The sequence below is a fragment of the Streptomyces jumonjinensis genome, from assembly GCF_009600885.1.
GTDB classification, from domain to species: domain Bacteria; phylum Actinomycetota; class Actinomycetes; order Streptomycetales; family Streptomycetaceae; genus Streptomyces; species Streptomyces jumonjinensis.
The window spans coordinates 1-22,885 of record NZ_VCLA01000192.1; the positions used below are offsets into that span (position 1 = coordinate 1).

Genomic DNA, 22,885 nt, shown 5'->3' on the forward strand with positions numbered 1-22,885 from the left:
CGGAGGCTGACGCGGCTGTACGAGCGCGTCCTCGCCGCCCCCCAGCCCTCCCGTCCCCCTGCACCCCCCGTTCCCCCCGTTCCCCCTTCCTCGACCGAGAGAGCACGCCCATGACCGACTCACCCGAGCAGAAGCCCGCCGCCCGCGGGCGCGTCCGCCGCCTCCTCGGCAGGATCATCCCGCCGCTCCGCTGGTGGATCCTGCCCGTCTGCGTACTCGTCGGGGGCGCCGGCGGCACCGCCTACGGTGTGCTCGTCACCCCCCGGTACGCCGCCACCAGCTATGTCGTCGCCGTCCCCGGCAAGGACTCCCCGCCCGGCGCCGCCCTCGGCTTCGCCCAGGCGTACGGGCGCATCGCCACCAGTGACTCCGCCATCGCCTACGCGCGGGTCGCCGCCGGCATCCCCGCCAGGGCGCTGCGCCGCCAGGTGAGCACCGAGACCTCGCCCGACTCGCCGATGATCGCGATCACCGGCACCGCGAAGCGCCCCTCGGCCGCCGCCGACATCGCGAACGCGGTCGCCGACGCCGTCTTCGTCAGCAGCAACCAGGTCGCCAAGAGCACCGGCGTACGGCTGCTCAGCTTCGCCCAGGCGATCCCGCCCACCGAACCCGTATCGCCGTCCCCGCCGATCAGCGCGGCCGTGGGCGTGTGCGCGGGCGGGCTGCTCGGCGGGCTCGTCCTGCTGGTACGGCCCCGCCGCCGGCCCAGGCCGGCCGGAGCCGCGGTGCCCGCGCCGGCCGGGGCGGGCGACGCCGCCGCGCGGGAGCGGGTCTGATGGGGCGACAGCGCACGGGCCTGACAGTCACGCTCTGCCGCGACCCGCGCGCGTTCGCCCGGCTCCGCGCCGAGTGGGACGGGCTCCAGCGCCGCTGCTCCAGCGCGACCCCGTTCCAGAGCCATGCCTGGCTGGAGTCCTGGTGGCTCTCGTACGGCACGGCCGGGCGGCTGCGGATCGTCCTCGTCCGGCTGGACGGGGAGCTGATCGCCGCCGCGCCGCTGATGCTCGTCCACCGGCCGCTGCCGCTGCTCGTCCTGCTCGGCGGCGCCATCTCCGACTACGGTGACGTCCTCGTCGCCGACGACCACGCGGGCTGCGCCACCGCCGCCCTGGCGCACGGGCTGCGGCGGGCCGCCCGGCACACCGTGATCGATCTGCGCGAGGTACGGCCCGGAGCCGCCGCCGAGCGGCTGTACGACGGCTGGCGCGGCGCGAAGCGGCGGCTGGCCGACTCGGTCTGTCTGGAACTGCCCGCCGCCCCCATGGACGAGCTGGTCAAACGGCTGGCGACGCACAGCGCCCAGCGGGTGCGGGCCAAGCTGCGCAGAATCGACGCGCTGAAGATCGAGGACCGTACGGTGACCGAGCACGAAGTGCCCGACGCCGTCGGGCATCTGCTGCGGCTGCATGAACTCCAATGGCGCGGACGCGGGGTCACCGTCGAGCATCTGCGGCCCCGGTTCGCCGAGCATCTGGTGCGGGCCACCCGCCGGATGGTGCGCGACGGCGGCGCGGCCCTCACGGAGTACCGGTGCGAGGGCGAGGTGGTGGCGGCCAGTGTGGCGCTGTTCTCCGGGGGGCTGACCGGGGGCTATCTCTACGGCGCCCATCCGGTGCTGCGGGAGCGGCGCGTCGACGTCACGACGATGCTGCTGCGCCATGACGCCGATCTGGCCGCCCGCTCCGGGCGCGCGGTGGTGAGCCTGCTGCGGGGCGAGGAGCCGTACAAAAACCACTGGCGGCCTCAGGCGGTCGCCAATCAGCGGCTGCTGATGGCTCCTTCCGCGCTGGAGCCGGTGCTGCGGCTGCACACCGCCCGGGCGGCCTGGCGCGACCGCGCGGCGGGGGCCGTGAACTCACGGTTCCCCGCCGCGCGGGAGTGGCGGGCCCGGCTGAACGACTGGCGTGCCGGCGTCCGGCCGCGACCGGATCTAGTCCCCGAACGGCCCGAACGACCAGTTCAGCAGTGAGGGGACCTGGACGCAGGACCTCCGCTCGCCGGTCCACCGGGCGAACCAGTCGACCAGATCCACCGGTGCGCACCACTCAGGGGAGTTGAGCTGTGCGGAGGGCTTGGCGGGGGCCGGTACGGGCTTCGGGGCCGGGACCGGAGCCGGGTCCGGAGTCGGGGCCGGGTCCGGGGGCCTCGCCGGGACCGGTTCGGCGGGTGTACGGGTGGGCGCGGGTGTCGTCGTGACGGGCTGGGGCGTTGGTGTCGGTGTCGGCGTCGCGGCGGATACCGGGGCTGCCGTCTCCGTCCCCGTCGGCACCGGTACGGGGAGGGGCGCCGGTGCCGGTGGAGGAGTGGACGGGGCCGCCGTGACCGGCTCCTCCGGCACCGGCACGGCGGCCACGGAAGGGACCGGGACCGGCGGCACAGCGGGCGCCGAAGGCGTCGGCACCGGCGGCACGGAAGGCGCCGGCACAGCCGGAACAGTCGGCACCGGTGGCACGGAAGGCGTCGGCACAGCCGGAACAGTCGGCACCGGTGGCACGGAAGGCGTCGGCACAGCCGGAACAGTCGGCACCGGTACCGGCACCGGCCGCGCGTACAGCATCGAACGGAACACCTTCGACGATTTGGGGTTGTCATCGCACTGCCAGACGCCATGCGGACAGTAATCCGTGATGGTCTGATAGAGCGGCTTGTGCCGTCCGATCCACTCCAGCATGCCCCGCATGTAATCCGGGTTGTCCCCGTTGCGGAACAGCCCCCACTCCGGGTAGGAGATCGGTTTGTTGTGCGCCGCCGCGAATTCCACCTGTTTCCGCAGCCCGTAGGGCGCCGACGCCTGTTCTTCGAAGGTCTTCCCGGGCGCCTGGTCGTACGAATCCATCCCGATGACGTCCACCACATCGTCGCCCGGATAACACGCGGTCCAGGGAATCGCGTCGGCGCCCCGGTTGGGAGCGAAGTCGAAACGGAACCGCTGCCCGGTCACGGAACGCATCGCCGTGACGATGCGAGTCCAGTACGCCTTCCAGGCGCGGGGATCGGGAGCGCAACGGTGTGTGTACGTCGTGCCGTTCATCTCCCAGCCCAGCACGATCACCGCGTCCGGCACGCCGAGCTCCACCAGCCGGTTCGCCAGCGTCCGGAAGTGATGGTCGAACCGCCCCGCCGCCCCGACCCCGCAGCAGCAGCCGCACCTGCCAGTCGGGCACCCGGCTCTCGGTCCGCTCCAACATGGGCACATTGAGCACGAACAGCCGGTCGTCCGCGCCGCGCCGCCAGCGCGCCCAGTCGTCCAGAAAGCCGGGACCGCCCTCGATATTGCTCCACCGGTCGCCCGGCAGATAGGTGTGCCCGACTCTCAGTTCGGCGCCCCCGAGCCAGCGCGAGAGCTGTTCCATACGGAGCACACCGGACGGCCCGTAGTCGAGATAGGCGCCCATCGGAACCGCTGAAGCGCCGGACGGGGCGGGCTCCGATTCGACGGCGCGGGCGAGCCCGGCCGTCTGCTCCCCGAAAATCCCCACGGAGACCAGCAGACTTGCGGCGACCGTCCGGATACCGATTCCGGTGAGACGGCGGCGACGGGTCATGGCTCCTCCTCGAAAGCAGCGCGTGCTGTCCGGGCGTATACACGGTTGAATCAACGGCGTATACGACGACGGTAGGCAGAAAGTCTTACTTATCGGCAGATTGACATTCCGTCAATCAGTGATTTACGAAATAGGCCGGGTAATCCGGGCCCATCCAGGTGAAAGATGTGACTTCGATGCCACCCTTCGGCTCCGGGAGTTCGGACGGCGCGGACTTCGACGCCCGGACACCCGCCCTCGTACTGCGCCTCGACCGCAATCCCTTTCACCACGGCACGCTCGGCGCGATCAGATCGCTGGGGCGCGCGGGCGTCGAAGTGCACGCCGTGGTCGAAACGGCCCACAGCCCCGCCGTCCGCTCCCGCTTTCTGCACCGCGCCCATCCCGGACCGGCCGGGCCCGTTGACGCCGAGGCGCTGGTGGAGACGTTGCTGCGGGTCTCCGACCGGATCGGGCGGCGCGCGGTGCTGATCGCCATGGACGATCTGAGCGCGATCTCGACCGCCGCCCACGCGAACCGGCTCCGGGAGCGCTACTGCCTTCCCGATCAGCCCGCCGAACTGCCCGCGCGCCTCGCGGACAAGGCCGGGCTCGCCGGGCTCTGCGCCGAGGCGGGCATCGCGCACCCCCCGACCGTCGTGCCCCGCGACGGGGACGAAGCGGCGGGCGCCGCGCGGACGCTGGGACTGCCGATGGTGGCGAAGTGGAGCCGCCCCTGGCTGCTCGGCGCCGCGACCGGGCTGCGCAGCACGACTCTGGTGCGCTCCGCCGAAGCCGCCCGCGCGCTCTGGGAACAGGCCGGTGCGGCGGGGAGCGGACTGCTGCTCCAGCGCTGCATCCCCGGCGGCCCGAACACGGACTGGTTCTTCCACGGCTGCTTCTCCCGGGGCCCGGCGGACCCGGCCTCCCGGGGCCCGGCGGACCCGGCCTCCCGGGGCCCGGTGGACCCGGTCTGTCTGCTCGGCGGCAGCGGGCGCAAGGAGCTGTCCTGGCCGGTCCGCACCGGTCTCACCGCCAAAGGCCGCTGGCTGCCCAACTCCGAGGTGGAGCGGGCCGCGCTGCGGCTGGTCTCCCATGTCGGCTACCGGGGCATCCTCGACCTCGACTTCCGCCGCGACCGGCACACCGGGGCGTATCAGCTCCTGGACGTCAATCCGCGCCCCGGCGCGCAGTTCCGGCTCTTCACCGACCGGCACGGCCTCGACGTGGTGCGCGCGCTCTATCTGGACGTCACCGGCCAGCCCGTGCCGGCCCAGAGCGGCGGCCCGGGACGGGTCTTCGTCGCCGAGAACTACGCTCTGCTCTCCGCCCTGGTCACCGCGGGAGAAGCGCGCGGCCGACCGGTAACCGGCCGCCCCGGACCGCCCCCGCCCCCGGCGGCGGCCGTCGAGACCGCCTGGTACGCGAGCGACGACCCGCTGCCCTTTCTGGCCATGGCCCGCGCCTGGTTCGGCCGTGGGCTGGCCAAGGCGGCGCACCGGCTGCGTCCCGGCGCGGCCGGTCCCGGTCGGCGTGCTCACCGCGCTGATCGTCGGACCCCTTGATCCGACCTGTCCCCGGACGGGTCACCCGGACCCCCGGAAACCCTCAACGCAAGGAACGAACCGCCCATGTACGACATGGCAGTGATCGGCGCAGGCCCCTACGGACTCTCCATCGCGGCCCATGCCGCCGCCGCCGGAATGAGTCTGAAGATCTTCGGCCGGACCATGGCCTCCTGGCGCGACCATATGCCGGAAGGCATGTTCCTCAAGTCCGAGCCATGGTCCTCCAATCTCTCCGACCCCTCCGGGGCCCATACGCTCCGGGACTTCAGCGAGGAGCACGGCTTCGAAGCGGTGCACGGCAGCCCGCTGCCGATCGCCGCGTTCACCGAGTACGGCATGTGGTTCGCCGAGCACGCGGTGCCCGGCGTCGACGAGCGGACCGTGACCCTGGTCGCCCCGGACGGGGACGGCTTCCGGGTGCGGACCTCGGACGGCGCGTCCGTACGGGCCCGGACCGTCGTCCTGGCGGTGGGAGTGATGCCGTTCGTCAACATCCCCGAACAGCTCGCCGGGCTGCCCGCCCGCTATGTCTCCCACAGCAGCGGCCACCGGGATCTCAGCGGCTTCCGCGGCCAGGACGTCACCGTCGTCGGCGCCGGCCAGGCCGCTCTGGAGACCGCGACCCTCCTCGCCGAACAGGGCGCGAGACCACGGCTGATCGCCCGCCGGGAGCGGCTGAACTGGAACACCCCGCCCGAGCCCCTCCGGCGCGGGCTGGTGCGCTCCCTGCGCACCCCGCACAGCGGGCTGGGCACCGGCTGGACCAGCTGGGTCTGGTCCGAGACCCCCTGGGCGGTACGGAGACTTCCCGCGTCCGCCCGGGAGCACATCGCGCGCACGGCGCTGGGCCCGGCGGGCGCGTGGTGGCTCAGAGAGCGCTACGAGCGGCGGGTGCCCGCGCTGCTCGGACACGGGCTGCGCGGTGCGGAGATCCGGGACGGCAGGGCGCTGCTGACGCTGACCGCGCCCGACGGCTCCACCACGGCCGTGGACGGCGACCATGTCGTCGCCGCGACCGGCTTCACCCCGGATCTGGACCGGCTGGGGCTGCTGGACGCGTCGCTGCGCCGGGCCGTCGTCACGGTCGGCACGGGACGCGCGCCCGAACTGACCGCCGGGTTCGAGTCCTCGTGCCCGGGGCTGTTCTTCGCCGGGCTGCTGGCCGCCCCCACCTTCGGCCCGTCCATGCGCTTCGTGCACGGCGCGACCTTCACCGCGCACCGCCTGGTGGCGGGGGTACGCCGGCGGCTGAGCGGCAGCCCCGTGGTGCGACTGCCCCGCCCTGCGGAGCCCGCCGCCGGGGCCTCCTCCGCACAGCCGGCCCGGGAGCGCTGACCACCCGGCGCGGCGGCCCGCGCCCCCGCGCCTCAAGCTCCCCGGACTCCGGCGGACCCCACCCACCTGGCGACTCGGAGGACACCGGTTCAGCAGCGACAGAAGCCCCGCCCATCTGACCGGGATACGGCAGGCGGGCGGGACCGACGGGACCCTACGGGCGACATCGGGTGCGACACGTCCGCACGTGAGGGATTCGCCGGGTAGAGGAGGTGATGATACGGAAAACAGCCTGATTGAGGGAACCGATGAGACACGTGGCTTCCGCGCTGCTGATGTCGGCGCTCGCGATGGGCGTCACCGGCTGTCAGAGCCCCTTCGGCGGTCCGGCGGCCGGAGCTCCCGCCGCCGGGGAGGAGGCGCGGCACGGCCGTGTGCCGCGCGCCGCGTCGCTCGATGAGAAGAGCGGTCGTGGAGCGCTCTGGGTGGGGGACGCGGTGGACGTCGACGGCCGGAGGTTCGGGGAGCATCTGCGGGTCTCGGTCGTCGGCCAGGTCGACCCCGCTGTGACGGCCGACTCCGTCGGCTCCGCGGCTTCCGCCGACACCGACGTCACTGCTGGTACGCGGCGGCTCGCCGTCGATGTGGCCGTCGTCAACACCGGCGGCCGGCCCTATGACGCGAGCCGCGCCGGGGCATGGGCCGTCGACGAGAAGGGGAGACGCCACCGTCCGGTCGCATCCGCCCCGCTCACCACCGGCCGCATTCTGAAAGGGAACATCATTCCGGCAGGCGAACAGGCGCAGGGCTGGCTCGTTTTCGAAGTGCCGGAGAAAACACGGATCGTACGTCTTCAATTGGCGCTGGAGAACCGTTCTCTCGACTGGCAGCTCAGCTTTCCCCCATCCAGGTGAACGCATGGGGTGACCGGACAGGCGGGGCACTAGGGTGCCGAGCCATGAATACCGCGCAAGCCAACCCCGCGAAGAACAGCGTCCAGCGCAGCCATCTGGGAACTGTCTCGATGCTCGCCTGGACGGGCGACCCGGGGGCCGGACACGACATGCCCTATCTGCTCCTCTACTCGCTCGGCGACGGGGACGGCGGACCCGAGGCGGGGGTGGCGGCCATGGCGGCGCTGGTCGGCACCGCCGGGATGAAGATCGGCAGCGAGATGACCGACGCCACCGCGGCGTCCTACAACTTTCCGGTCAGGCTGCTGGTCGAAGGCGGTCACGCCGTGCTCAACATGCCCTCGCTGAGCGCCCAGTGCGCCGCACCGCCCGAGTGGCTCACCGCCGTGGACGCGCGCGGCCACGCCCATCTGATGATCGCCACCAGGCCATGGCCCGTCGCCGCCCCGGGGGAGCCCGTCGCCGAGGAGACCCTCAAGGGCTATCTCGGCGCCGATGAGACCCTGATGACCTGCGGCCACGCCCTGCTCCCGGTGAGCCGACTGCGCGGCTAGAGCGGGTCGGGCGTACGACCTAGGTCGTGTCTTCAAAGTCCCGTCTGCCTGCCGTGCCCTGGCACGCACTCCCCCTGGGCCTCCGGCCCGGGAGGTGCCCCCACGCCGCGTTGTCGTCAGTCGCCAATGGCCCCCTGTGCCTAGCGGCACGGGAGGTGCCCCCACCGCATGGACTCCTTCCTCCGCCTTGCGATCGCACGCACCAGACCCCGCCAGGCCCTCCCCCTGGGCTTCGCCCGGGGGGACCCCCATCCGGGCGGACGACGCTACTTTGAAGACACTCCCTAGGGCCGTCCGCGAGCGGCGTCGAAGGCGAAGGGCAGCGCGCGGACCCGGTTGTCGAAGCTGGAGTCCACCAGTTCCGCTGCCCCCACCGCCCGCAGTCCGCGCGGCCCGGTGAGCAGTTCCCGGAAGAGCGCCTTCATCTCCTGCCGGGCCAGATGAGCCCCCAGACAGTAATGCGGCCCGCCGCCCCCGTATCCCAGATGCGGATTGGGGTCGCGGGTGATGTCGAAATCATCCGGCCGTTCGAAAACCGCTTCATCGCGATTGGCCGACGCGTAGAAGAGCACCACTTTCTCCCCGGGCCGGAAAATCCGGCCGCCCAGCGTGTATTCGGCGGCCACCGTACGGCGGAACTGAATGATCGGCGTGGAATGGCGGACGATCTCCTCCACCGCGCCGTCCGCGTAACGGTCGAAATCCGATTCCAGCAGAGCGCGCTGCCCGGGGTGCCCGGTCAGCAGCGCCAGTCCATGCGCGATGGCGTTGCGGGTGGTCTCCACCCCGGCGACCAGCAGCAGTGAGAAGAACGCGCCGAGCTGGCGGGAGGAGAGGGCCTGGCCGTCGATGTCGGCGCGGACCAGCGCCGAGATCAGATCGTTCGCCGGGCGGCGGCGGCGCTCATGGGCCAGCCGCACCATCACCAGCTGCATATGGGCGAGCGCGCGCAGCCCGCGCCCCGGCATCCGCAGTCTCCGCCGGCGTACTCCCACATGCTCGGACGCCTCGTCGATCCGGCGGGCGATCTCGGCCCGGTGGTCCTCCGGAACGCCCATCAGATCGCAGATGATCTCGAACGGCATCCGGGAGGCGACGGCGGCGACGAAGTCCCGGGGGCGGTCGCGGACCATCTCGGCCACGATCCGCGCGGCCACCTCGCGCACATTGTCCTCGGCGGCGGCCAGCAGCCGGGGGGTGAAGGCCCGGGAGACGATTCTGCGCAGGGCGGCGTGCTCGGGTCCGTCCAGGTTGACCATCGAGTTGCCGAAGACGGCCTTGGCCCAGGCCGCGGGTTCGGGGGTGGTGACGCCGGGCGCGCTGGCGAAGTGCCGGGGCGCGCGGCTCGCCTCCTGGACGTCGGCGTGTCTCACCAGGGCGTAGAAGCCGGGCCCCGGGCCGAAGCGGGCCGGGGCGTCCAGGGTGCGCAGCGCCGCGAAGGACTCCAGCCGGCGGGGGCGCGGCAGCCGCCAGAACGACGGGTCGGCGAGATCGACGTCAGCGGGACGGAGCGGAGCGGACACGGTCATGACCTCCTGACACCGGGGCGGCCGGGCGGCCGTCGCGTACCGGGGCTTATCGGGGTGTGCCGGGGCGTATCAGGGTGTACCGCCGCCGGGCGGTCTCTGCGTATCAGCAACCACCGGCATGGGACGGGCGACCCGGTGCCGGTTCGGCCATTCGGCCCCCACAGCCGCCCTCCCGGGCCGCCGCGGGGACGGACGCTCCACTCGGACGAGCAACTCTTTCGCCGTCGTCTCGTTGACAGATTGACCCATTTCCACGCGATACGACCCGAATCGCCGGTATTGCCGGTGCTCGGCCGCAGAGAGAAGGACGGACCGGCCCATGTCCACCCCCACCCGCCGTCTCACCCGCCGCCTCGTCCTGCGCGCGGTCTTCACCGCCGGTGTGGTCGCGGGCACGGCCGGAGCGCTCGCGCCGGTCATCGCCCGGACGGGCGCGCGGCAGTCCCCGCCCCGGCCCGCCGAGCCGGAGCGGTTCACGGAGATGTACCGGGGCCGGCACATCCAGGGCTCGGCGACCGCCCTGGTCCCCGTGGCGGCCCGCGGCGGCGGGCGGCCCGGGCCCGGCGCCGTACCGGGCGCCGAGGTCCGTATCGACGGCCGTCCGCTGGAGGTGATGCGCCGGTCGGACGGCGGCTATCTGAGCGTCGTCAACCACTACGAGTCGTTCCCGACGCTGCGGGAGGCGGCCCGCGCCGCCGTGGACGAGCTGGGCTCCGCCCGGCTGGCACTCGCCCCGCCGCACGGCCACTGATCCGCCCCCGCTCCCTGGAGCCATGAACCGCAAGGAGCCGCACCGGTGTACACCCGTAAGAACCAGCGGAATCTCACCCCCGCGGAGAAACGGCGGCTGGTCGACGCGCTGCTGACGCTCAAGCGCTCGGGACACTACGACGAATTCGTCAGAATGCATCACGCGTTCTACGTCCCCGATGGCGACAGCAGACCCAGACCCGCCCATATGACCCCGTCGTTCTTCCCCTGGCACCGGCGCTATCTGCTGGAGTTCGAGTCGGCGCTCCAGCGGATCGACCCCGGGGTGTCGATCCCGTACTGGGACTGGACGGCGGACGACACGCCCGCCGCCTCGCTCTGGGCGGACGACTTCATGGGCGGCACCGGCCGGGTCGGCGACCGGCAGGTGATGACCGGCCCCTTCGCGTACCGGAACGGGAACTGGCGTATCGACTCCCGGCTCACGGACGGCAGATATCTCACCCGTAATCTCGGCCGGCCGTCCGCCCCGGTGTCCCTGCCGACCGCGGACGAGGTGGCCGAGGCGCTCAGCGAGCCCTGGTACGACATGGCCCCCTGGGACTCCACCTCGCGCGGCGGCTTCCGCAACGCCATCGAGGGGTGGAGCGCGTCGGGCGCGGAGCGCTGGCGCAACCACAACCGGGTGCACCGCTGGGTGGGCGGGCTGATGCTGGGCTCGACCTCGCCCAACGACCCGGTCTTCTGGCTGCACCACGCGTTCATCGATCTGCTCTGGGTCCGCTGGCAGCGGGCGCGGCCGGCGGCCGGTTATCTGCCGAGCGATCCGCTGCCCCCCTCCGATCCGCAGTCCGGGCGGATCTTCGCGCTGCATGAGCCGATGCCGCCGTGGGACGAGCCGCCCTCACTCCTGCTGGACCACAGCCGCCACTACCGCTACGAGTAGCGCGGCGGCCGGACAGACCGCGGCCTCCCCCTCCGGACGGAAGGGGGAGGCCGCGGTGCTCGGGGTGGTGGTGGTGCTCAGTGGCCGTACGCGCTGCCCTCGGAGGCGTTGACGCAGGTGTTGCCGAACGCCGGGTTCAGCAGCGCGATGATGTCCACGGTGTTCCCGCAGAGGTTGATCGGGATGTTGACCGGCACCTGGATCAGGTTGCCCGACAGAACGCCGGGAGAGTGGGTGGCTGCGCCCTGCGCTCCGGCGTCGGCGGTGGCCAGACCGGCACCGCCGACCAGGAGGGCGCCCGAGCCGGCGAGGACGGCAGCGGCCTTGGCGATACGCAACATCGGTTCTCCTTGCAGATCAGGACAGCGGCCGCAGGGGATTGCGGCCTTTCACGCACCTTCAACGTCCTAACCCGTGAGTGGTAACGGATGGCGACCAAAGTGACCGCCCTTGCCGTAGTGGCGGGTGTGTCTGGGGGTGCCGACGGGCTTCGCCGGCACTCGCACGGCGGATACGGGTCCGGACACGGGCACGGCCGGGCGGGTCCGGGTACGGCCGGCTCGGGTACGGCGGGTCCGGGCACGGCGGGTCCGGGTACGGCCGGCTCGGGTACGGCGGGTCCGGGCACAGCGGGTCCGGGCACGGCCGGTTCGGGCCGTGACCCGCACGGCCCTCCCGGCGTTGCACAGCGCATGATCGCTTACAAGAACGCCGCCGTCGCGGCCGTCGCCTGCGCCCTGGCCGTCTCGGCACTGGGCGGCGGCGCACAGGCCGCCGCCGCCCAGCCCGTCGCCAAGAGCTCCGCCGGGGAGGAGGTCGACCGCAATCTCATCAAGCCGCCGCCGGGCGGGGTGCTCGCGCCCGTCGCCGACGTCGTCGGGCAGGTGCTCTCCCGCTGACGGCTCAGACGCGGGGCGTACGGCGGACGGAGCGGCCCGCCAGGACATCCGTCCGCGCCCCGTCCTCGATGACGAACCGGCCGTCGATCAGCACATGGGGAATGCCGGTCGGCAGGGTGCGCGGGGCCTCGAAGGTCGAGCCCGCCGCGACCGTCTCCGGGTCGAAGAGGACCAGGTCCGCGCGGTAGCCCTCGCGGACCAGCCCCCGGTCGGGCAGCCGCAGCCGGGCCGCCGGGCGGGAGGTGAGATGGGCGACCGTCTCCTCCAGGGAGAGGATGCCCAGCTCGCGGGCGTACCGGCCGAGATAGTGCGGAAAGGTGCCGTACGCCCGCGGATGCGGCTTGGCGCCCTGGAGGATGCCGTCGCTGCCGCCGGTGTGGACCCGGTGGCGCATGATCGCCCGGACGTTCTCCTCATGGCCGACGTGCTGGAGGATCGTGGAGCCGAGCCGGTCCGCGATCAGCAGCCGGCGGGCGGTCGCCCAGGGGGCCTCGCCGCGCTCCTGGGCCGACTGCTCGATCGTCCGGCCCACATAGGAGGCGAGAGACGGGTCGGAGACCCCGGAGATCTCGATGGTCTCCCACTCCATCGGTACCCCGTGGCAGCCGTCCGAGCCGATCTCCTCCAGATGGCGGCGGATCCGCTCGGCGGTCTCGTCGTCGGCGAGCCGGGCGAGCAGCGCGTCGGGGCCGCCCTCCGCCGCCCAGCTGGGCAGCACGGCGACGAGCGTCGTGGAGCCGGGGGTGTAGGGGTAGGTGTCCAGCGAGATGTCCGCGCCGTCCGCCAGCGCGCTGTCGAGCAGGCCGAGCAGATCGCCCGCCCGGCCCTTGTTCACCCCGAAGTTCATGGTCGCGTGCGCCAGATGGAGCGCGCACCCCGCGTCCCGGGTCAGCCGCACCATCTCCTCGTACGCCTGGAGCGCGCCCGCGCCGTACGAGCGGTGGTGGGGGCAGTAGTAGCCGTCGTAGGCGGCCGTCACCCGGCACAGCTCGGTCAGCTCGGCGTCCTTCGCGTACATCCCGGGGGTGTAGGTCAGCCCGGAGGACATGCCGACCGCGCCCTGTTCCATCCCCTCGGCGACCAGCTGCTTCATCCGGGTCAGCTCGGCGTCGGAGGCGGGGCGGTCGTCCCAGCCCACCGCGTACATCCGTACGGTGCCCTGGGGGATCAGATACGCGGCGTTGACCGCGACGCCCTGGTCCAGCCGGTCGAGATACTCGCCGACCGTACGCCAGTCGAAGTCCACGGAGTCGTCGCCGGGACCGCCGCCGTTCCAGCCGTTGATGGCGCGGCGCACCCCTTCGAGGGTGCGGTCGTCCACCGGGGCGTAGGACAGTCCGTCCTGGCCGAGGACTTCGAGGGTCACGCCCTGGGCGGTCTTCGCCAGGTGCTCGGGGTCGCGCAGCAGGGCCAGATCGCTGTGGGCGTGCATGTCGATGAAGCCGGGGGAGAGGGCGAGCCCGGCGGCGTCGAGGGTGCGGGCGCCGCTGAGCGCGGGGTCGCCCGCGCGCCGGATCGCCGCGATGCGGCCGTCGCGTATCCCGACGTCGGCACGGTAGGAAGGGCCGCCGCCGCCGTCGATGACGCGGGCGTCGCGGATGACCAAGTCCATGGGTCTGCCCCTGTCTAGAAGAAGGTGCGGATGTATTCGCTTACGGTGCCGTCCGCTTGGACCAGCGGGATCAGCTGCCATTTGTCGAAGGCGGTGCAGGGGTGGGAGAGCCCCATGCCGACCCAGTCGCCGACCTCCAGATCGGCGTCCGGGGCGGTGCGCACCCAGCCGTGCTGGTCGGAGAGGCCGCTGACGGTGATGCCGTCCGCCGGGCGGATCTCGCCGGTGCGGCCGTCGCGGACGACCTGGGCCTCGGGCAGATCGAGGTCGTAGGCGGCGTCGCGCTTGCCCGCGTTGAGGAGCGCCTGCTCGGCGCTGGGGCGGGAGACCACCTGGGCCCAGAGCCGGAACGCGGGCTGGAGCGCGCCCTCGCCGGGGACCCGGTTGAAGGGGGTCAGATGGCGGTAGTGGCCGTCGTCGTGGGAGACGTACGCGCCGGAGCGCAGCAGCTTCAGCACCGGCCGGGAGAGCCCGGGGATCTCGGCGAAGACATCGGCGACCGCGTCGAACCAGGCGCTGCCGCCCGCGCTGACGACGATCTCCTCGGTGTCCGCGAACCGTCCGGCCCCGTCGAACTCCGCGGCCAGCGCGACCAGCCGGCGCAGCCAGGCGCGGACCTTCTCGCCGTCGGCGCCGGGCACCTCGCCCTCGTAGCCGGCGACCCCGGCCAGCCGGAGCGCGGGGGCGGCGGCCACGGCGTCGGCGACGGCCGCGCACTCGGCCTCGGTACGGGCGCCGGTGCGGGCGCCGTCGCCCGCGCCCAGCTCCACCACGACGTCGAGGGGGCGGGGCGTGCCCGCCTCGGTGAGGGCCTCGTTCATCAGCTCGACGCCGCGCACGGAGTCGGCGTAGCAGATGAAGCGGAAGTCCGGGTCGGCGAGCTCTCCGGCGAGCCAGCGCAGGGCGGCGGCGTCGACGACCTCGTTGGCGAGGAAGATCCGGGAGATGCCGTGGGCGCGGTAGACGCGGGCCTGGTGGGGGACGGCGGCGGTGATGCCCCAGGCGCCGTGCGCCAGCTGGCGGGCGAAGAGCTGGGGGGACATGGAGGTCTTGCCGTGCGGGGCGAAGGCCAGGCCATGGCGCTCGGAGTAGGTCTGGAGCAGCGCGAGATTGTGCTCGACGGACTCGGCGGAGAGCGCGAGCACGGGGGTGGTGAAGCCGCCGGTGAACAGATCACGGCGCTGGGCCGCCAGCTCGCCGACGGTCAGGCCCTCGGCGTCCGGCGGCAGCGCCTTGAAGCGGCAGTCGACGCGTTCGTCCCGGAGGAGCTCGGTCCGGTCGGCGGGCATGGTGCCTCCTAGAGGGCGGGGCGTTGCACCATTTGCAACAGTCATTGCGCATATCGCTCGAAGCTGTCTAACATCCGGCGCAGCGTCGGGTCAATGGATCCGACCGCCCCAGACCCCGCGAGGAGCCCCAGGGTGAGCAGCCTGACCGGAACCGCAGCCGTGGATGTCGCAGACGTCATCTGCCTCGGCGAGTCCATGGTCACCTTTCTGCCCTCCCGGCCCGGACGCCTGGCCGACGTGCCCTCCTTCGCCCGCGCCATCGGCGGCGCCGAGTCCAACGCCGCGTGCGCGCTCGCGGCGGCGGGCCACCGGGTGAAGTGGGTCAGCCGGGTCGGCGCGGACGGCTTCGGCGACCATCTGATCGAGGCGATCGCGGCGTACGGCGTGGACACCTCCGCCGTGGGCCGTGATCCGCTGCGGCCCACCGGCGTCTACTTCCGCACCGCGACCGACCGCGCCGCCGACGCGCACGAGGTCGTCTACTACCGGCGCGGCTCGGCGGCCTCCGCGATGTCCCCGGCGACCGTTCCGTACCAGGAGCTCGCCGCGACGCGGGTGCTCCATATCTCCGGGATCACCGCCGCGCTCTCCGCCGACTGCCTCGCCCTGATGCGCGAGCTCACCACCCGCAGGCCCGGCCGCCCGCTGGTCTCCTTCGATGTCAACCACCGCCCGGGACTGTGGCGGGACGCCTCGGGCGCACGGGTGCTGCTGGAGCTGGCCCGGGGGGCCGATCTGGTCTTCGTGGGCGAGGACGAGGCCGAGGCCGCCTGGGGCGTGCACGGCGCGGCGGCGATCCGGGAGGCCCTTCCCGAACCGGCCGTCGTGGTGGTGAAACAGGGGGCGAAGGGCGCGACGGTGTTCGCGACATCAGCTCCCCGGCCCGGTGATGCGAAATCAGCTCCCCGGCCTGGCGACGCTGCATCAGCCCCTTCGGGGGGCCGAGGGGACGGGCACACAGAATCAGCTCCTCCGGCGGGTCCTCGCGGAGACGGGCGCGCAGATTCAGCCCCTCCGGCGATTGAGGAGCGGGGTCCGGGGCAGAGCCCCGGCAAGCCCCCGCACCTGCAAGGAGCCAACCCCCCGGACACCATCACCTTCGCCCCCGCCCCCCGGGTCGACGTCATCGCCCCCGTCGGCGCCGGCGACGCCTTCGCCGCCGGCTATCTCTCCGGCCTGCTCCGCGCCCTCCCCACGCGCGACCGCCTCCGCCACGGCCATCTCTGGGCCGCCGCCGCCCTCACCGTCCCCGGCGACCTCGCCCGGCCCCCCGCCGCCGCGCACGCCGACCGTCTGGCGGCCCTCGACGACGCGGCCTGGGAGAGACTTCGTCTCGGCCCCGGCTGGACCTCAGCCGCGGATGAGGAGGTACGTACGCCATGAGCCAGACCGTCGACCGCGCGCTGAGCATCCTGCCGCTGCTCGCACAGGGACCCGCCGACCTCGGGCAGGTCGCCGATCGCCTCGGCGTCCACAAGTCCACCGCGCTGCGGCTGCTGCGCACGCTCCACGACCACGGACTCGTCTACCGCCAGCAGGACCAGCGCTACCGTCTCGGCGCGCGGCTCTTCGCCCTCGCCCAGGAGGCCGTCGAGAACCTCGATGTACGCGAGATCGCCCACCCCCATCTCGTCACCCTCAACGAGCAGATCGGACACACCGTCCATCTCGCCGTCTACGAGGAGAGCGAAGTCCTCTACATCGACAAGGTCGAGGGCCGCTACCCGGTGCGGATGTACTCCCGTATCGGCAAACCCGTCGCGATCACCGTCGCCGCCGTCGCCAAGCTGCTCCTCGCCGATCTGCCCGAGCACGAGCGGCGTGCCATCGCCGAGAAGCTCGACTACCCCATGTACACATCCCGTTCGACGCCGAACGCCGCCGCGTTCCTCAAGGAGCTCGCCGCCGTACGCGACCAGGGATGGGCCACCGACCTCGGCGGCCACGAGGAGTCCATCAACTGCATCGGCGCCCCCATCCGCGGCGCGGCCGGCCGGGTCGTCGCCGCGATGTCGGTCTCCGCGCCGAACGTGGTCGTCACCGCCGAGGAACTCCTCACCCTGCTCCCGCTGGTGCGCCGCACCGCCGACGCCGTCAGCCGGGAGTACTCAGGATCCGTCACCCCTCACTGACCCCGTCACCGAGAAACCCCTCACCGAACACCCCCGAAGGAAGCTCCATGAGCGAGAAGACCGCGATCACCCCCGCGACCCACACCGCCCCGCCCGCCAAGTTCTCCCACGGCGTCAAGAAGGGCAACATCCTCCAGGTCGCCGGTCAGGTCGGCTTCCTGCCCGCCGTCCCGGGCCAGGCCCCGACCCCCGCGGGCCCGACCCTGCGCGAGCAGACCCTCCAGACCTTCGCCAACGTCAAGGCGATCCTCGAAGAGGGCGGCGCGAGCTGGGACGACGTGATGATGATGCGCGTCTACCTCACCGACGTGGACCACTTCGCCGAGATGAACCAGATCTACAACGAGTACTTCGAGGAGCAGGGCCTCACCGCACCCGCCTCCGCCCGTACGACGGTCTACGTCGGGCTGCCCGCCGGGCTGCTCATCGAGATCGACGCCCTCGCCGTCCTGGGCTGATCGGCCAGCCGCAGAGACCAGCCGCAGAGACCACTCGCACAGACCACTCGCACAGACCTCTTGCACCACAGCTCGACGCCGCACGGCACGGCGCTCCGCCCCGGAGCGCCGTGCCGCGGTCCGCCACACCCAAAACCCTCCAACGACGCAAGGGTTGAGCCATGCTCCTCGCCGCTGAAGTTCCTCCGGAGGCACCACCTCACACCGGAGGGCTGCTCCTGCTCATCGACGGCACCGCCGGTCTGCTGACCGTCGCCGCCCTCGGCATCGCCCTCCTTCTCCTTCTGATCATCAAGGTCCGGCTCCAGCCGTTCGTCGCGCTGCTCGCCGTCTCCATAGCCGTCGGCCTCGCGGCCGGGCTCTCCGTCACCGAGCTCTTCGGCACGGTCCAGCGCTCGGCGGCCGAATCCGTCATCGAGAACGGAATGGGCGGCATCCTCGGCCATGTCGCCATCATCATCGGCCTCGGCACCATGCTGGGCGCGATCCTGGAGGTCTCCGGCGGCGCCGAGGCGCTGAGCAAACGGCTGCTCGACCTCTTCGGCGAGAAGCGCGCGCCGCTCGCCATGGGACTCACCGGACTGATCTTCGGTATCCCGGTCTTCTTCGACGTCGGCATCTTCGTCCTCGCCCCGATCGTCTACGCGGCGGCGAAACGATCCGGCAAGTCGATCGTCCTCTACGCCATGCCGCTGCTGGCGGGTCTGTCGATGACCCACGCCTTCCTGCCGCCGCACCCCGGCCCGGTCGCCGCCGCCGGTCTGCTCGATGTGTCGCTGGGCTGGGTCATCCTGATGGGCGTCGTCGTCGGACTGCCCGCGGTCGCCGCCGCCTGGGTGTTCTCCGACTGGATCGGCAAGCGGGTCTTCGTGGAGGTCCCGCAGGACATGCTGGACGCCGCCGACGAGGCCAAGGCGGCGGTCGCCGCCGAGCGCGTCCGGAACGGCGGGGCCGCCGACGAGTCGCCGGTCGCGCTCTCCACGGGGCTCTTCATCATCGGCACACCGCTGGTGCTGATCCTCGCGGCCACCTTCTCCTCCATCGCCCTCGACCCGTCCACGCTCCGCTCGGTCGTGGAGTTCTTCGGCAACCCGTTCGTGGCGCTGACGATCGCGCTGCTCCTCGCGTACTACCTGCTGGGCATCCGGCGCGGCTGGTCGCGCAAGTCCCTGGAGCAGGTGTCGACCTCCTCGCTGAAGCCGGTCGGCAACATCCTGCTGGTGGTCGGCGCGGGCGGGGTCTTCGGCGCGGTGCTCAAGGCCAGCGGTGTGGCCCAGGCGCTCTCCGACACCTTCGAGGACGTGGGCCTGCCCATCATCGTGCTGGCCTATCTGATCTCGCTGGTGCTGCGGGTCGCCCAGGGCTCGGCCACGGTAGCGATCGTCACCACGGCCGGAATCGTGCTGCCGCTGGTGGAGAACGCGGATCACTCCCAGGCGTTCCTCGCGCTGGTCATCATGGCCATCTCGGCCGGTTCGATCTTCGCCTCGCATGTCAACGACGGCGGATTCTGGATCGTCGCCAAGTACTTCGGGATATCCGAGCGGGACACGCTCAAGACCTGGACGGTCCTGGAGTCGGTGCTCTCGGTCGCGGGCTTCGCCGTCGCGGCGGCGCTCAGCCTGGTGGTGTAGCAGGCCCTGGGGCGCTTGTCCCCCCGGGTGGTCCCAGCCGCGCGCGAGCCCCCGTTCCCAGGTGGTCGGGTGGTCCCAGCGCACGCGCGAGCCCCCGTTCCCGTACCGCGCAGGTACGGGAACGGGGGCTCGCCCGGCGTCAGCAGTACTGCTGCTCCTTGCCGATGGAGCGGTACATACAGTCCGAGTTCTCCAGCAGTTGCAGCACCGCGTCGCGGTTACGGCTGGTCTCGCGCTCGATCACCTCGTCGGGCGGATAGAAGCCGCCGCCGCCGAAGCTGCCCGGATACATCTCGAAGGTGTAGGCGAAGATCCGCTGGTTGCCCCACAACCAGTCGTCGATCGAGCCGTCCGTGATGTAGAGATCGCTCGCCTGCTCCGGCGTGTAGCCGTTGCTGGCCCCCATGCTCTGTCCGACCGCGGCGAATGCGTTGCGGTCGTCCTGGGTCATGCCCGGGGCGGTGTCGGCCGTGGTGTAGCCGAACGGCCAGAGAATCAGCTGGCTGTAGGTGTGGAAGTCGATGCCGGTCTTGATCTGCTGGGTGCCGCCGACGACCCGGCTGCGGACGAAGTCCGCGATGACCTTCACCTCGGGCGCGGACTCGGGGGCCCGGCCGCGGTAGGTGTCCGAGCTGAAGGAGCCGGAGGAGCCGCCGCAGCAGCCCCAGCGGTAGTCCCAGTTGCGGTTGAGGTCGGTGCCGACCGCCGTCGAACCCGTGTTGGGCTGGCGGTTCTTGCGCCAGCTGCGGTAGCTGCCGGTGGCGATGTCGTACTCGCCGCCGTCCGGGTTGACGTCGGGGACGATCCAGATCTCCCGGCCGTTGACGGCGTTGGTGATCCTGGAGTCGGTGCCGTAGTCCTCGCCCAGCTCACGGATGAGATACAGCGCCATCTCGACGGTCAGATGCTCCCGCGCGTGCTGATGGTGGGTGAAGAGGACTTCCGGTTCGCTCTCGTCGGCGGCGACATTGTCGCTGATCTTGACGGCGATGATGTCCCGGCCCTGGTGGCTCTTGCCGATGCCCCGCTTGCTCATGATGCTCGGGTACGCCGCGATCCGCTGGTCGATCTCGGCGCTCATCTCGGCGTAGTTGTGATACCGGGAGTCCGCGGGCGGGAAGTCGAGGGCCTGTACGGGGCCGTCGCCCGCGCGCTTCGGCGGTCCGGGCAGCTCCGTGATCCGGTAGCCGAGCGCGCGCAGCCGCTTCGCCTGGACGGTGTCGGCGCTGACCACGGTGGAGTGGCTGTCGGCCTCGTCGATCGAGACCCCGGTCGCGGCGATCGCGGTCCGGGAGGCGACCGTGGCCTTGCCCTTGATCTCGTACTGCCGGATGCGCTCGTCGTCGGCCACGGAGGGGGCGGTGGAGGGGGCCTTGGGGTCCGGTGGCGCCGCGCTCGCGGTGAAGGGGGCCGCCACCGCGAGCGCCAGCAGGGCGCTGAGGGTGGCGGCCTTCCGGCCGCTGCCGCGTATGCGTAGTCGCATGCTGTCTCCTGGAGAGGGAGCGGGGGGAACAGGTGCACGATTCGGACTCTGGGGATGGTGCGGTGTGGGCACACATGGTGCGGCCATGACATGGTCAGGTCAAGAGTGGGGTTTCGGGCGCGGCCCGGGGCGGCGGCCGGACGGGGGAGCGCAACGCGGAGCGGCGCCACCGCGAAAGCGATGGCGCCGCTGTTGATGCCGTACGGCCCTACGGCCCCGGGCATGAGGCGGACGGTCCGTACGACGGGTTCCACGGGGCCGGTCCCGGAGGGTTACGGCAGGGACCGGCCTCCTGGGGTTACGGCAGGGCCTTGACGTGCGCGCCCACGGAGTTCGACCAGGCGTTGCCCGCCGTGGCGTCCCAGTTGGTGGACCAGGTCATGGCGCCGCGGATGTTCGGGTAGGTCTTGGCGGGCTTGAAAGTGCCGCAGTTGGTGCCCCGGGCGAGGCAGTCCAGCGCGTTGTTGACGACGGTCGGGCTCACATAGCCGCTTCCCGCGCCCCTCGTCGAGGCGGGGACCCCGATGCCGACCTGGGAGGGGTCGAGACCGTTCTCCAGCTGGATGCAGGCGAGCGCGGTCAGGAAGTCGACCGAGCCGAGCGAGTAGACCTTGCCGTCGCAGCCGAGCATCGCGCCGCTGTTGTAGTTCTGCATGTTGACGACCGTGAGGATGTCCTTCACGTTGAGCGCCAGCTTGAAGTACTCGGTGCTGGTGGACTGCATGTCGATCGTCTGCGGGGCCATGGTGAGCACCATGCGCGGGCCCGCCTTGGCGGAGAGCTGGCGGAGCGCCTTCGTCAGATAGGTCGAGTTGATGCCGTGTTCGAGGTCGACGTCGATGCCGTTGAAGCCGTACTTCTGCATCAGCGCGTAGGCGCTGTTGGCGAAGGCGGTCGCGGAGGCGTCGCTGTTGACGGTGACATTGCCGATCTCGCCGCCGACGGAGATGATGACCGACTTTCCGGCGGCCTTCTTCGCGGCGATGTCCGCCTTGAACTCGGCCTCATTGGCGTAGCCGAGCGCCGGGCTCAGATTGAAGGTCAGCTCGCCGGGGGTGCTGGTGGCGTCCGCGAAGGCCACCGCGATGATGTCGTAGGCGTTCTGGACGTCGCGGAGCTTCTGCACGGTCGCGCCGTTGTTGAAGTTCTGCCAGTAGCCGGTGACCGCGTGCTTGGGCACGACCGGGTCGGGGCTGATCGGTCCGTCCGAGGTCTTCCCGGTGACGGACGTGGACTTCGGGGACTCGCCCGCGCTGTTGGTCGCCGTGACCTGGAACTGGTACGAGGTGTTCGCGGTCAGGCCCGTCACGGTCGCCGACGTGCCGGTCACCGACTGGACCTTGGCGCCGTCGCGGTAGACGTTGTAGCCGGTCGCGCCGTTGGCGGCACCCCAGTTGAGCGCGATCGACGACGAGGTCGCCGTGCCCAGGGCCAGGCCGGTGGGCGCGGGGGGAACGACCGGGTCGGGGTCCTGGCCGCCGCCCCCGTCGGGGCCGAAGACGCTCACATCGTCCACGTGGTAGGCGGGGGTGCCGTACCAGCCGTGGGTGTAGACGGTCACCGACGTGGTGCTCGCGCCGGTGCGGAAGCTGGTGGAGAGCTGGCTCCAGCCGCTGCCGCCCTGCGTCCAGGTGGAGACGTCCGTGGTGCCGGTGCCGCTCGCGCCGAGGTAGGCGTATCCGCCCTGGGTCCAGGCGCTCAGCTGGTAGGTGGAGTTGGGCTTCACGGCCACGGTCTGGGAGCAGCGCGCGTTGTCGAGTCCGCCCGGGGTCGCCTTGAGCGCGGACGCGCCGGTGCGCACGGGGGACGAGACGTTCACGCCACTGCCGCCGGAACACGTCCAGCTGGAGAGTCCCGACTCGAAACCGGCGTTCTTGGCGACATTGATATCGGCCGCCTGTGCGGTTCCTGCCATGCCGGTGACGGAGAGCCCGGCCCCGACCGCGAGAGCCAGAGCTCCGCCGAGCCATCTCCGCGAGTGTTTGATGCGGTCCACTTGCTGCCTCCAGTGGGGGGAGTTGGGGGGGAGGAGGGGGAGAAACGGTGGCCACCGCTAGGGCGTAAAGCTGGTCCAGACCAATGAGCTTGTCAAGCCCCCGGCGAGGATTCGTCCCGGGCAGACATCGTCGCTTTCCAGCCAAAGCGGGGCGCATGGCCGCGCGGCGAGTCCCGCTATGGGTGTGATGGAACGTCATCCTTTGATCCGCTTTGGCCTGTGCGGAGCGTGCACGGCCCGGGGCTCTGGGTTCTGCTGGGTGTTCTCTGCCTGCACCGTCGCGGATAAAGTGCTCGTGCAGGAGCAGCGAGCAGTACGTATCTGCGGTCACGGGACCCCCGGCGACCGGAGCCGAACG

19 protein-coding genes and 1 pseudogene are annotated in these 22,885 nt (G+C 71.8%); 13 read left to right on the top strand and 7 right to left on the bottom strand.

Annotation, left to right across the window (positions count from 1 at the left end; translation table 11 throughout):
• Positions 1 to 110: 110 nt before the first annotated feature.
• Both FF041_RS30725 and FF041_RS30730 read left to right on the top strand, forming a co-directional pair.
• The gene (locus FF041_RS30725; RefSeq protein WP_153525832.1) at positions 111 to 779 is read left to right on the top strand and encodes a YveK family protein; all 669 of its coding nucleotides are present in this window, start codon (positions 111 to 113) and stop codon (positions 777 to 779) included.
• Positions 779 to 1,972 carry a GNAT family N-acetyltransferase gene (locus FF041_RS30730; RefSeq protein ID WP_153525833.1) on the top strand — a complete coding sequence of 398 codons (1,194 nt, stop codon included), beginning with the start codon at positions 779 to 781 and terminating at the stop codon, positions 1,970 to 1,972. Before FF041_RS30725 ends, FF041_RS30730 begins: the two co-directional genes overlap by 1 nt.
• A gap of 363 nt (positions 1,973 to 2,335) precedes the next feature.
• On the opposite strand, the pseudogene FF041_RS39570 reads toward FF041_RS30730, so the two are convergent.
• Positions 2,336 to 3,548: pseudogene (locus FF041_RS39570) on the bottom strand (glycoside hydrolase family 26 protein); the annotation flags it as partial.
• Between the two features lie 176 nt (positions 3,549 to 3,724).
• On the opposite strand from FF041_RS39570, the gene FF041_RS30740 reads away from it, so the two are divergent.
• The 4 genes from FF041_RS30740 (at position 3,725) to FF041_RS30755 (ending at position 7,838) form a co-directional block, all read left to right on the top strand.
• Positions 3,725 to 5,092 (top strand): carboxylate--amine ligase, encoded by a 1,368-nt coding sequence (locus FF041_RS30740; RefSeq protein ID WP_153526017.1) that lies wholly within the window; start codon positions 3,725 to 3,727, stop codon positions 5,090 to 5,092.
• 66 nt (positions 5,093 to 5,158) lie between these two features.
• Positions 5,159 to 6,430, top strand: coding sequence for an NAD(P)-binding domain-containing protein (locus tag FF041_RS30745; RefSeq protein ID WP_153525834.1), 1,272 nt, complete (start codon positions 5,159 to 5,161; stop codon positions 6,428 to 6,430).
• Between the two features lie 248 nt (positions 6,431 to 6,678).
• On the top strand, positions 6,679 to 7,284 hold the full coding sequence (locus FF041_RS30750) for a DUF4352 domain-containing protein (RefSeq protein WP_153525835.1): 606 nt from the start codon (positions 6,679 to 6,681) through the stop codon (positions 7,282 to 7,284).
• 44 nt (positions 7,285 to 7,328) lie between these two features.
• Positions 7,329 to 7,838 carry a DUF5949 family protein gene (locus FF041_RS30755; protein WP_153525836.1) on the top strand — a complete coding sequence of 170 codons (510 nt, stop codon included), beginning with the start codon at positions 7,329 to 7,331 and terminating at the stop codon, positions 7,836 to 7,838.
• 284 nt (positions 7,839 to 8,122) lie between these two features.
• On the opposite strand, the gene FF041_RS30760 is transcribed toward FF041_RS30755, so the two are convergent.
• Entirely contained in the window at positions 8,123 to 9,367 is a 1,245-nt protein-coding gene (locus tag FF041_RS30760) for a cytochrome P450 (RefSeq protein WP_153525837.1), read from the bottom strand.
• A gap of 319 nt (positions 9,368 to 9,686) precedes the next feature.
• On the opposite strand from FF041_RS30760, the gene FF041_RS30765 reads away from it, so the two are divergent.
• Both FF041_RS30765 and FF041_RS30770 read left to right on the top strand, forming a co-directional pair.
• Positions 9,687 to 10,118 carry a tyrosinase family oxidase copper chaperone gene (locus FF041_RS30765; protein ID WP_153525838.1) on the top strand — a complete coding sequence of 144 codons (432 nt, stop codon included), beginning with the start codon at positions 9,687 to 9,689 and terminating at the stop codon, positions 10,116 to 10,118.
• A 45-nt stretch (positions 10,119 to 10,163) separates the two neighbouring features.
• Positions 10,164 to 11,024 (top strand): tyrosinase family protein, encoded by an 861-nt coding sequence (locus FF041_RS30770; protein ID WP_323393195.1) that lies wholly within the window; start codon positions 10,164 to 10,166, stop codon positions 11,022 to 11,024.
• Between the two features lie 77 nt (positions 11,025 to 11,101).
• Here the strand turns inward: FF041_RS30770 and FF041_RS30775 are convergent, their stop codons facing one another.
• Positions 11,102 to 11,365 carry a chaplin gene (locus FF041_RS30775; RefSeq protein ID WP_153481801.1) on the bottom strand — a complete coding sequence of 88 codons (264 nt, stop codon included), beginning with the start codon at positions 11,363 to 11,365 and terminating at the stop codon, positions 11,102 to 11,104.
• 351 nt (positions 11,366 to 11,716) lie between these two features.
• Between FF041_RS30775 and FF041_RS30780 the strand changes: the two genes are divergently transcribed.
• Positions 11,717 to 11,923, top strand: a complete 207-nt coding sequence (locus FF041_RS30780) for a hypothetical protein (protein ID WP_153481800.1) — start codon at positions 11,717 to 11,719, stop codon at positions 11,921 to 11,923.
• A gap of 4 nt (positions 11,924 to 11,927) precedes the next feature.
• Here FF041_RS30780 and FF041_RS30785 read toward each other — a convergent pair whose 3' ends face one another.
• Both FF041_RS30785 and FF041_RS30790 read right to left on the bottom strand, forming a co-directional pair.
• Entirely contained in the window at positions 11,928 to 13,535 is a 1,608-nt protein-coding gene (locus FF041_RS30785; RefSeq protein ID WP_153525839.1) for an N-acyl-D-amino-acid deacylase family protein, read from the bottom strand.
• A 14-nt stretch (positions 13,536 to 13,549) separates the two neighbouring features.
• Complete coding sequence (locus FF041_RS30790) at positions 13,550 to 14,824, bottom strand: alanine racemase (protein ID WP_153525840.1); 1,275 nt, start codon at positions 14,822 to 14,824, stop codon at positions 13,550 to 13,552.
• 93 nt (positions 14,825 to 14,917) lie between these two features.
• Here FF041_RS30790 and FF041_RS30795 point away from each other — a divergent pair, with 93 nt between their 5' ends.
• The 4 genes from FF041_RS30795 to FF041_RS30810 all read left to right on the top strand — a co-directional run bounded on the left by FF041_RS30795 (position 14,918) and on the right by FF041_RS30810 (position 19,048).
• Positions 14,918 to 16,207, top strand: coding sequence for a sugar kinase (locus FF041_RS30795; protein WP_153525841.1), 1,290 nt, complete (start codon positions 14,918 to 14,920; stop codon positions 16,205 to 16,207).
• Positions 16,204 to 16,956, top strand: coding sequence for an IclR family transcriptional regulator (locus tag FF041_RS30800; RefSeq protein ID WP_153525842.1), 753 nt, complete (start codon positions 16,204 to 16,206; stop codon positions 16,954 to 16,956). Before FF041_RS30795 ends, FF041_RS30800 begins: the two co-directional genes overlap by 4 nt.
• 47 nt (positions 16,957 to 17,003) lie before the next feature.
• Positions 17,004 to 17,414: a RidA family protein gene (locus FF041_RS30805; RefSeq protein ID WP_153481794.1), complete on the top strand. Its 411-nt coding sequence runs from the start codon at positions 17,004 to 17,006 to the stop codon at positions 17,412 to 17,414.
• Between the two features lie 161 nt (positions 17,415 to 17,575).
• A complete protein-coding gene (locus FF041_RS30810) occupies positions 17,576 to 19,048 on the top strand; it encodes a GntP family permease (protein WP_153525843.1) in 1,473 nt (490 codons plus the stop codon).
• A gap of 139 nt (positions 19,049 to 19,187) precedes the next feature.
• Here the strand turns inward: FF041_RS30810 and FF041_RS30815 are convergent, their stop codons facing one another.
• Both FF041_RS30815 and FF041_RS30820 read right to left on the bottom strand, forming a co-directional pair.
• Positions 19,188 to 20,531 (bottom strand): M14 family metallopeptidase, encoded by a 1,344-nt coding sequence (locus tag FF041_RS30815; RefSeq protein WP_153525844.1) that lies wholly within the window; start codon positions 20,529 to 20,531, stop codon positions 19,188 to 19,190.
• Between the two features lie 298 nt (positions 20,532 to 20,829).
• On the bottom strand, positions 20,830 to 22,527 hold the full coding sequence (locus tag FF041_RS30820; protein ID WP_323393200.1) for a chitinase: 1,698 nt from the start codon (positions 22,525 to 22,527) through the stop codon (positions 20,830 to 20,832).
• Between the last annotated feature and the right edge of the window lie 358 nt (positions 22,528 to 22,885).

What these genes read in the sequence shown, in the direction of transcription:
- FF041_RS30815 (WP_153525844.1), bottom strand. Translation starts at nt 20,531, where the DNA reads ATGCGACTACGCATACGCGGCAGCGGCCGGAAGGCCGCCACCCTCAGC.
- FF041_RS30790 (WP_153525840.1), bottom strand. Translation starts at nt 14,824, where the DNA reads ATGCCCGCCGACCGGACCGAGCTCCTCCGGGACGAACGCGTCGACTGC.
- FF041_RS30780 (WP_153481800.1), top strand. Translation starts at nt 11,717, where the DNA reads ATGATCGCTTACAAGAACGCCGCCGTCGCGGCCGTCGCCTGCGCCCTG.
- FF041_RS30745 (WP_153525834.1), top strand. Translation starts at nt 5,159, where the DNA reads ATGTACGACATGGCAGTGATCGGCGCAGGCCCCTACGGACTCTCCATC.
- FF041_RS30785 (WP_153525839.1), bottom strand. Translation starts at nt 13,535, where the DNA reads ATGGACTTGGTCATCCGCGACGCCCGCGTCATCGACGGCGGCGGCGGC.
- FF041_RS30750 (WP_153525835.1), top strand. Translation starts at nt 6,679, where the DNA reads ATGAGACACGTGGCTTCCGCGCTGCTGATGTCGGCGCTCGCGATGGGC.
- FF041_RS30805 (WP_153481794.1), top strand. Translation starts at nt 17,004, where the DNA reads ATGAGCGAGAAGACCGCGATCACCCCCGCGACCCACACCGCCCCGCCC.
- FF041_RS30730 (WP_153525833.1), top strand. Translation starts at nt 779, where the DNA reads ATGGGGCGACAGCGCACGGGCCTGACAGTCACGCTCTGCCGCGACCCG.
- FF041_RS30795 (WP_153525841.1), top strand. Translation starts at nt 14,918, where the DNA reads ATGGATCCGACCGCCCCAGACCCCGCGAGGAGCCCCAGGGTGAGCAGC.
- FF041_RS30765 (WP_153525838.1), top strand. Translation starts at nt 9,687, where the DNA reads ATGTCCACCCCCACCCGCCGTCTCACCCGCCGCCTCGTCCTGCGCGCG.
- FF041_RS30810 (WP_153525843.1), top strand. Translation starts at nt 17,576, where the DNA reads ATGCTCCTCGCCGCTGAAGTTCCTCCGGAGGCACCACCTCACACCGGA.
- FF041_RS30755 (WP_153525836.1), top strand. Translation starts at nt 7,329, where the DNA reads ATGAATACCGCGCAAGCCAACCCCGCGAAGAACAGCGTCCAGCGCAGC.
- FF041_RS30740 (WP_153526017.1), top strand. Translation starts at nt 3,725, where the DNA reads ATGCCACCCTTCGGCTCCGGGAGTTCGGACGGCGCGGACTTCGACGCC.
- FF041_RS30725 (WP_153525832.1), top strand. Translation starts at nt 111, where the DNA reads ATGACCGACTCACCCGAGCAGAAGCCCGCCGCCCGCGGGCGCGTCCGC.
- FF041_RS30760 (WP_153525837.1), bottom strand. Translation starts at nt 9,367, where the DNA reads ATGACCGTGTCCGCTCCGCTCCGTCCCGCTGACGTCGATCTCGCCGAC.
- FF041_RS30800 (WP_153525842.1), top strand. Translation starts at nt 16,204, where the DNA reads ATGAGCCAGACCGTCGACCGCGCGCTGAGCATCCTGCCGCTGCTCGCA.
- FF041_RS30775 (WP_153481801.1), bottom strand. Translation starts at nt 11,365, where the DNA reads ATGTTGCGTATCGCCAAGGCCGCTGCCGTCCTCGCCGGCTCGGGCGCC.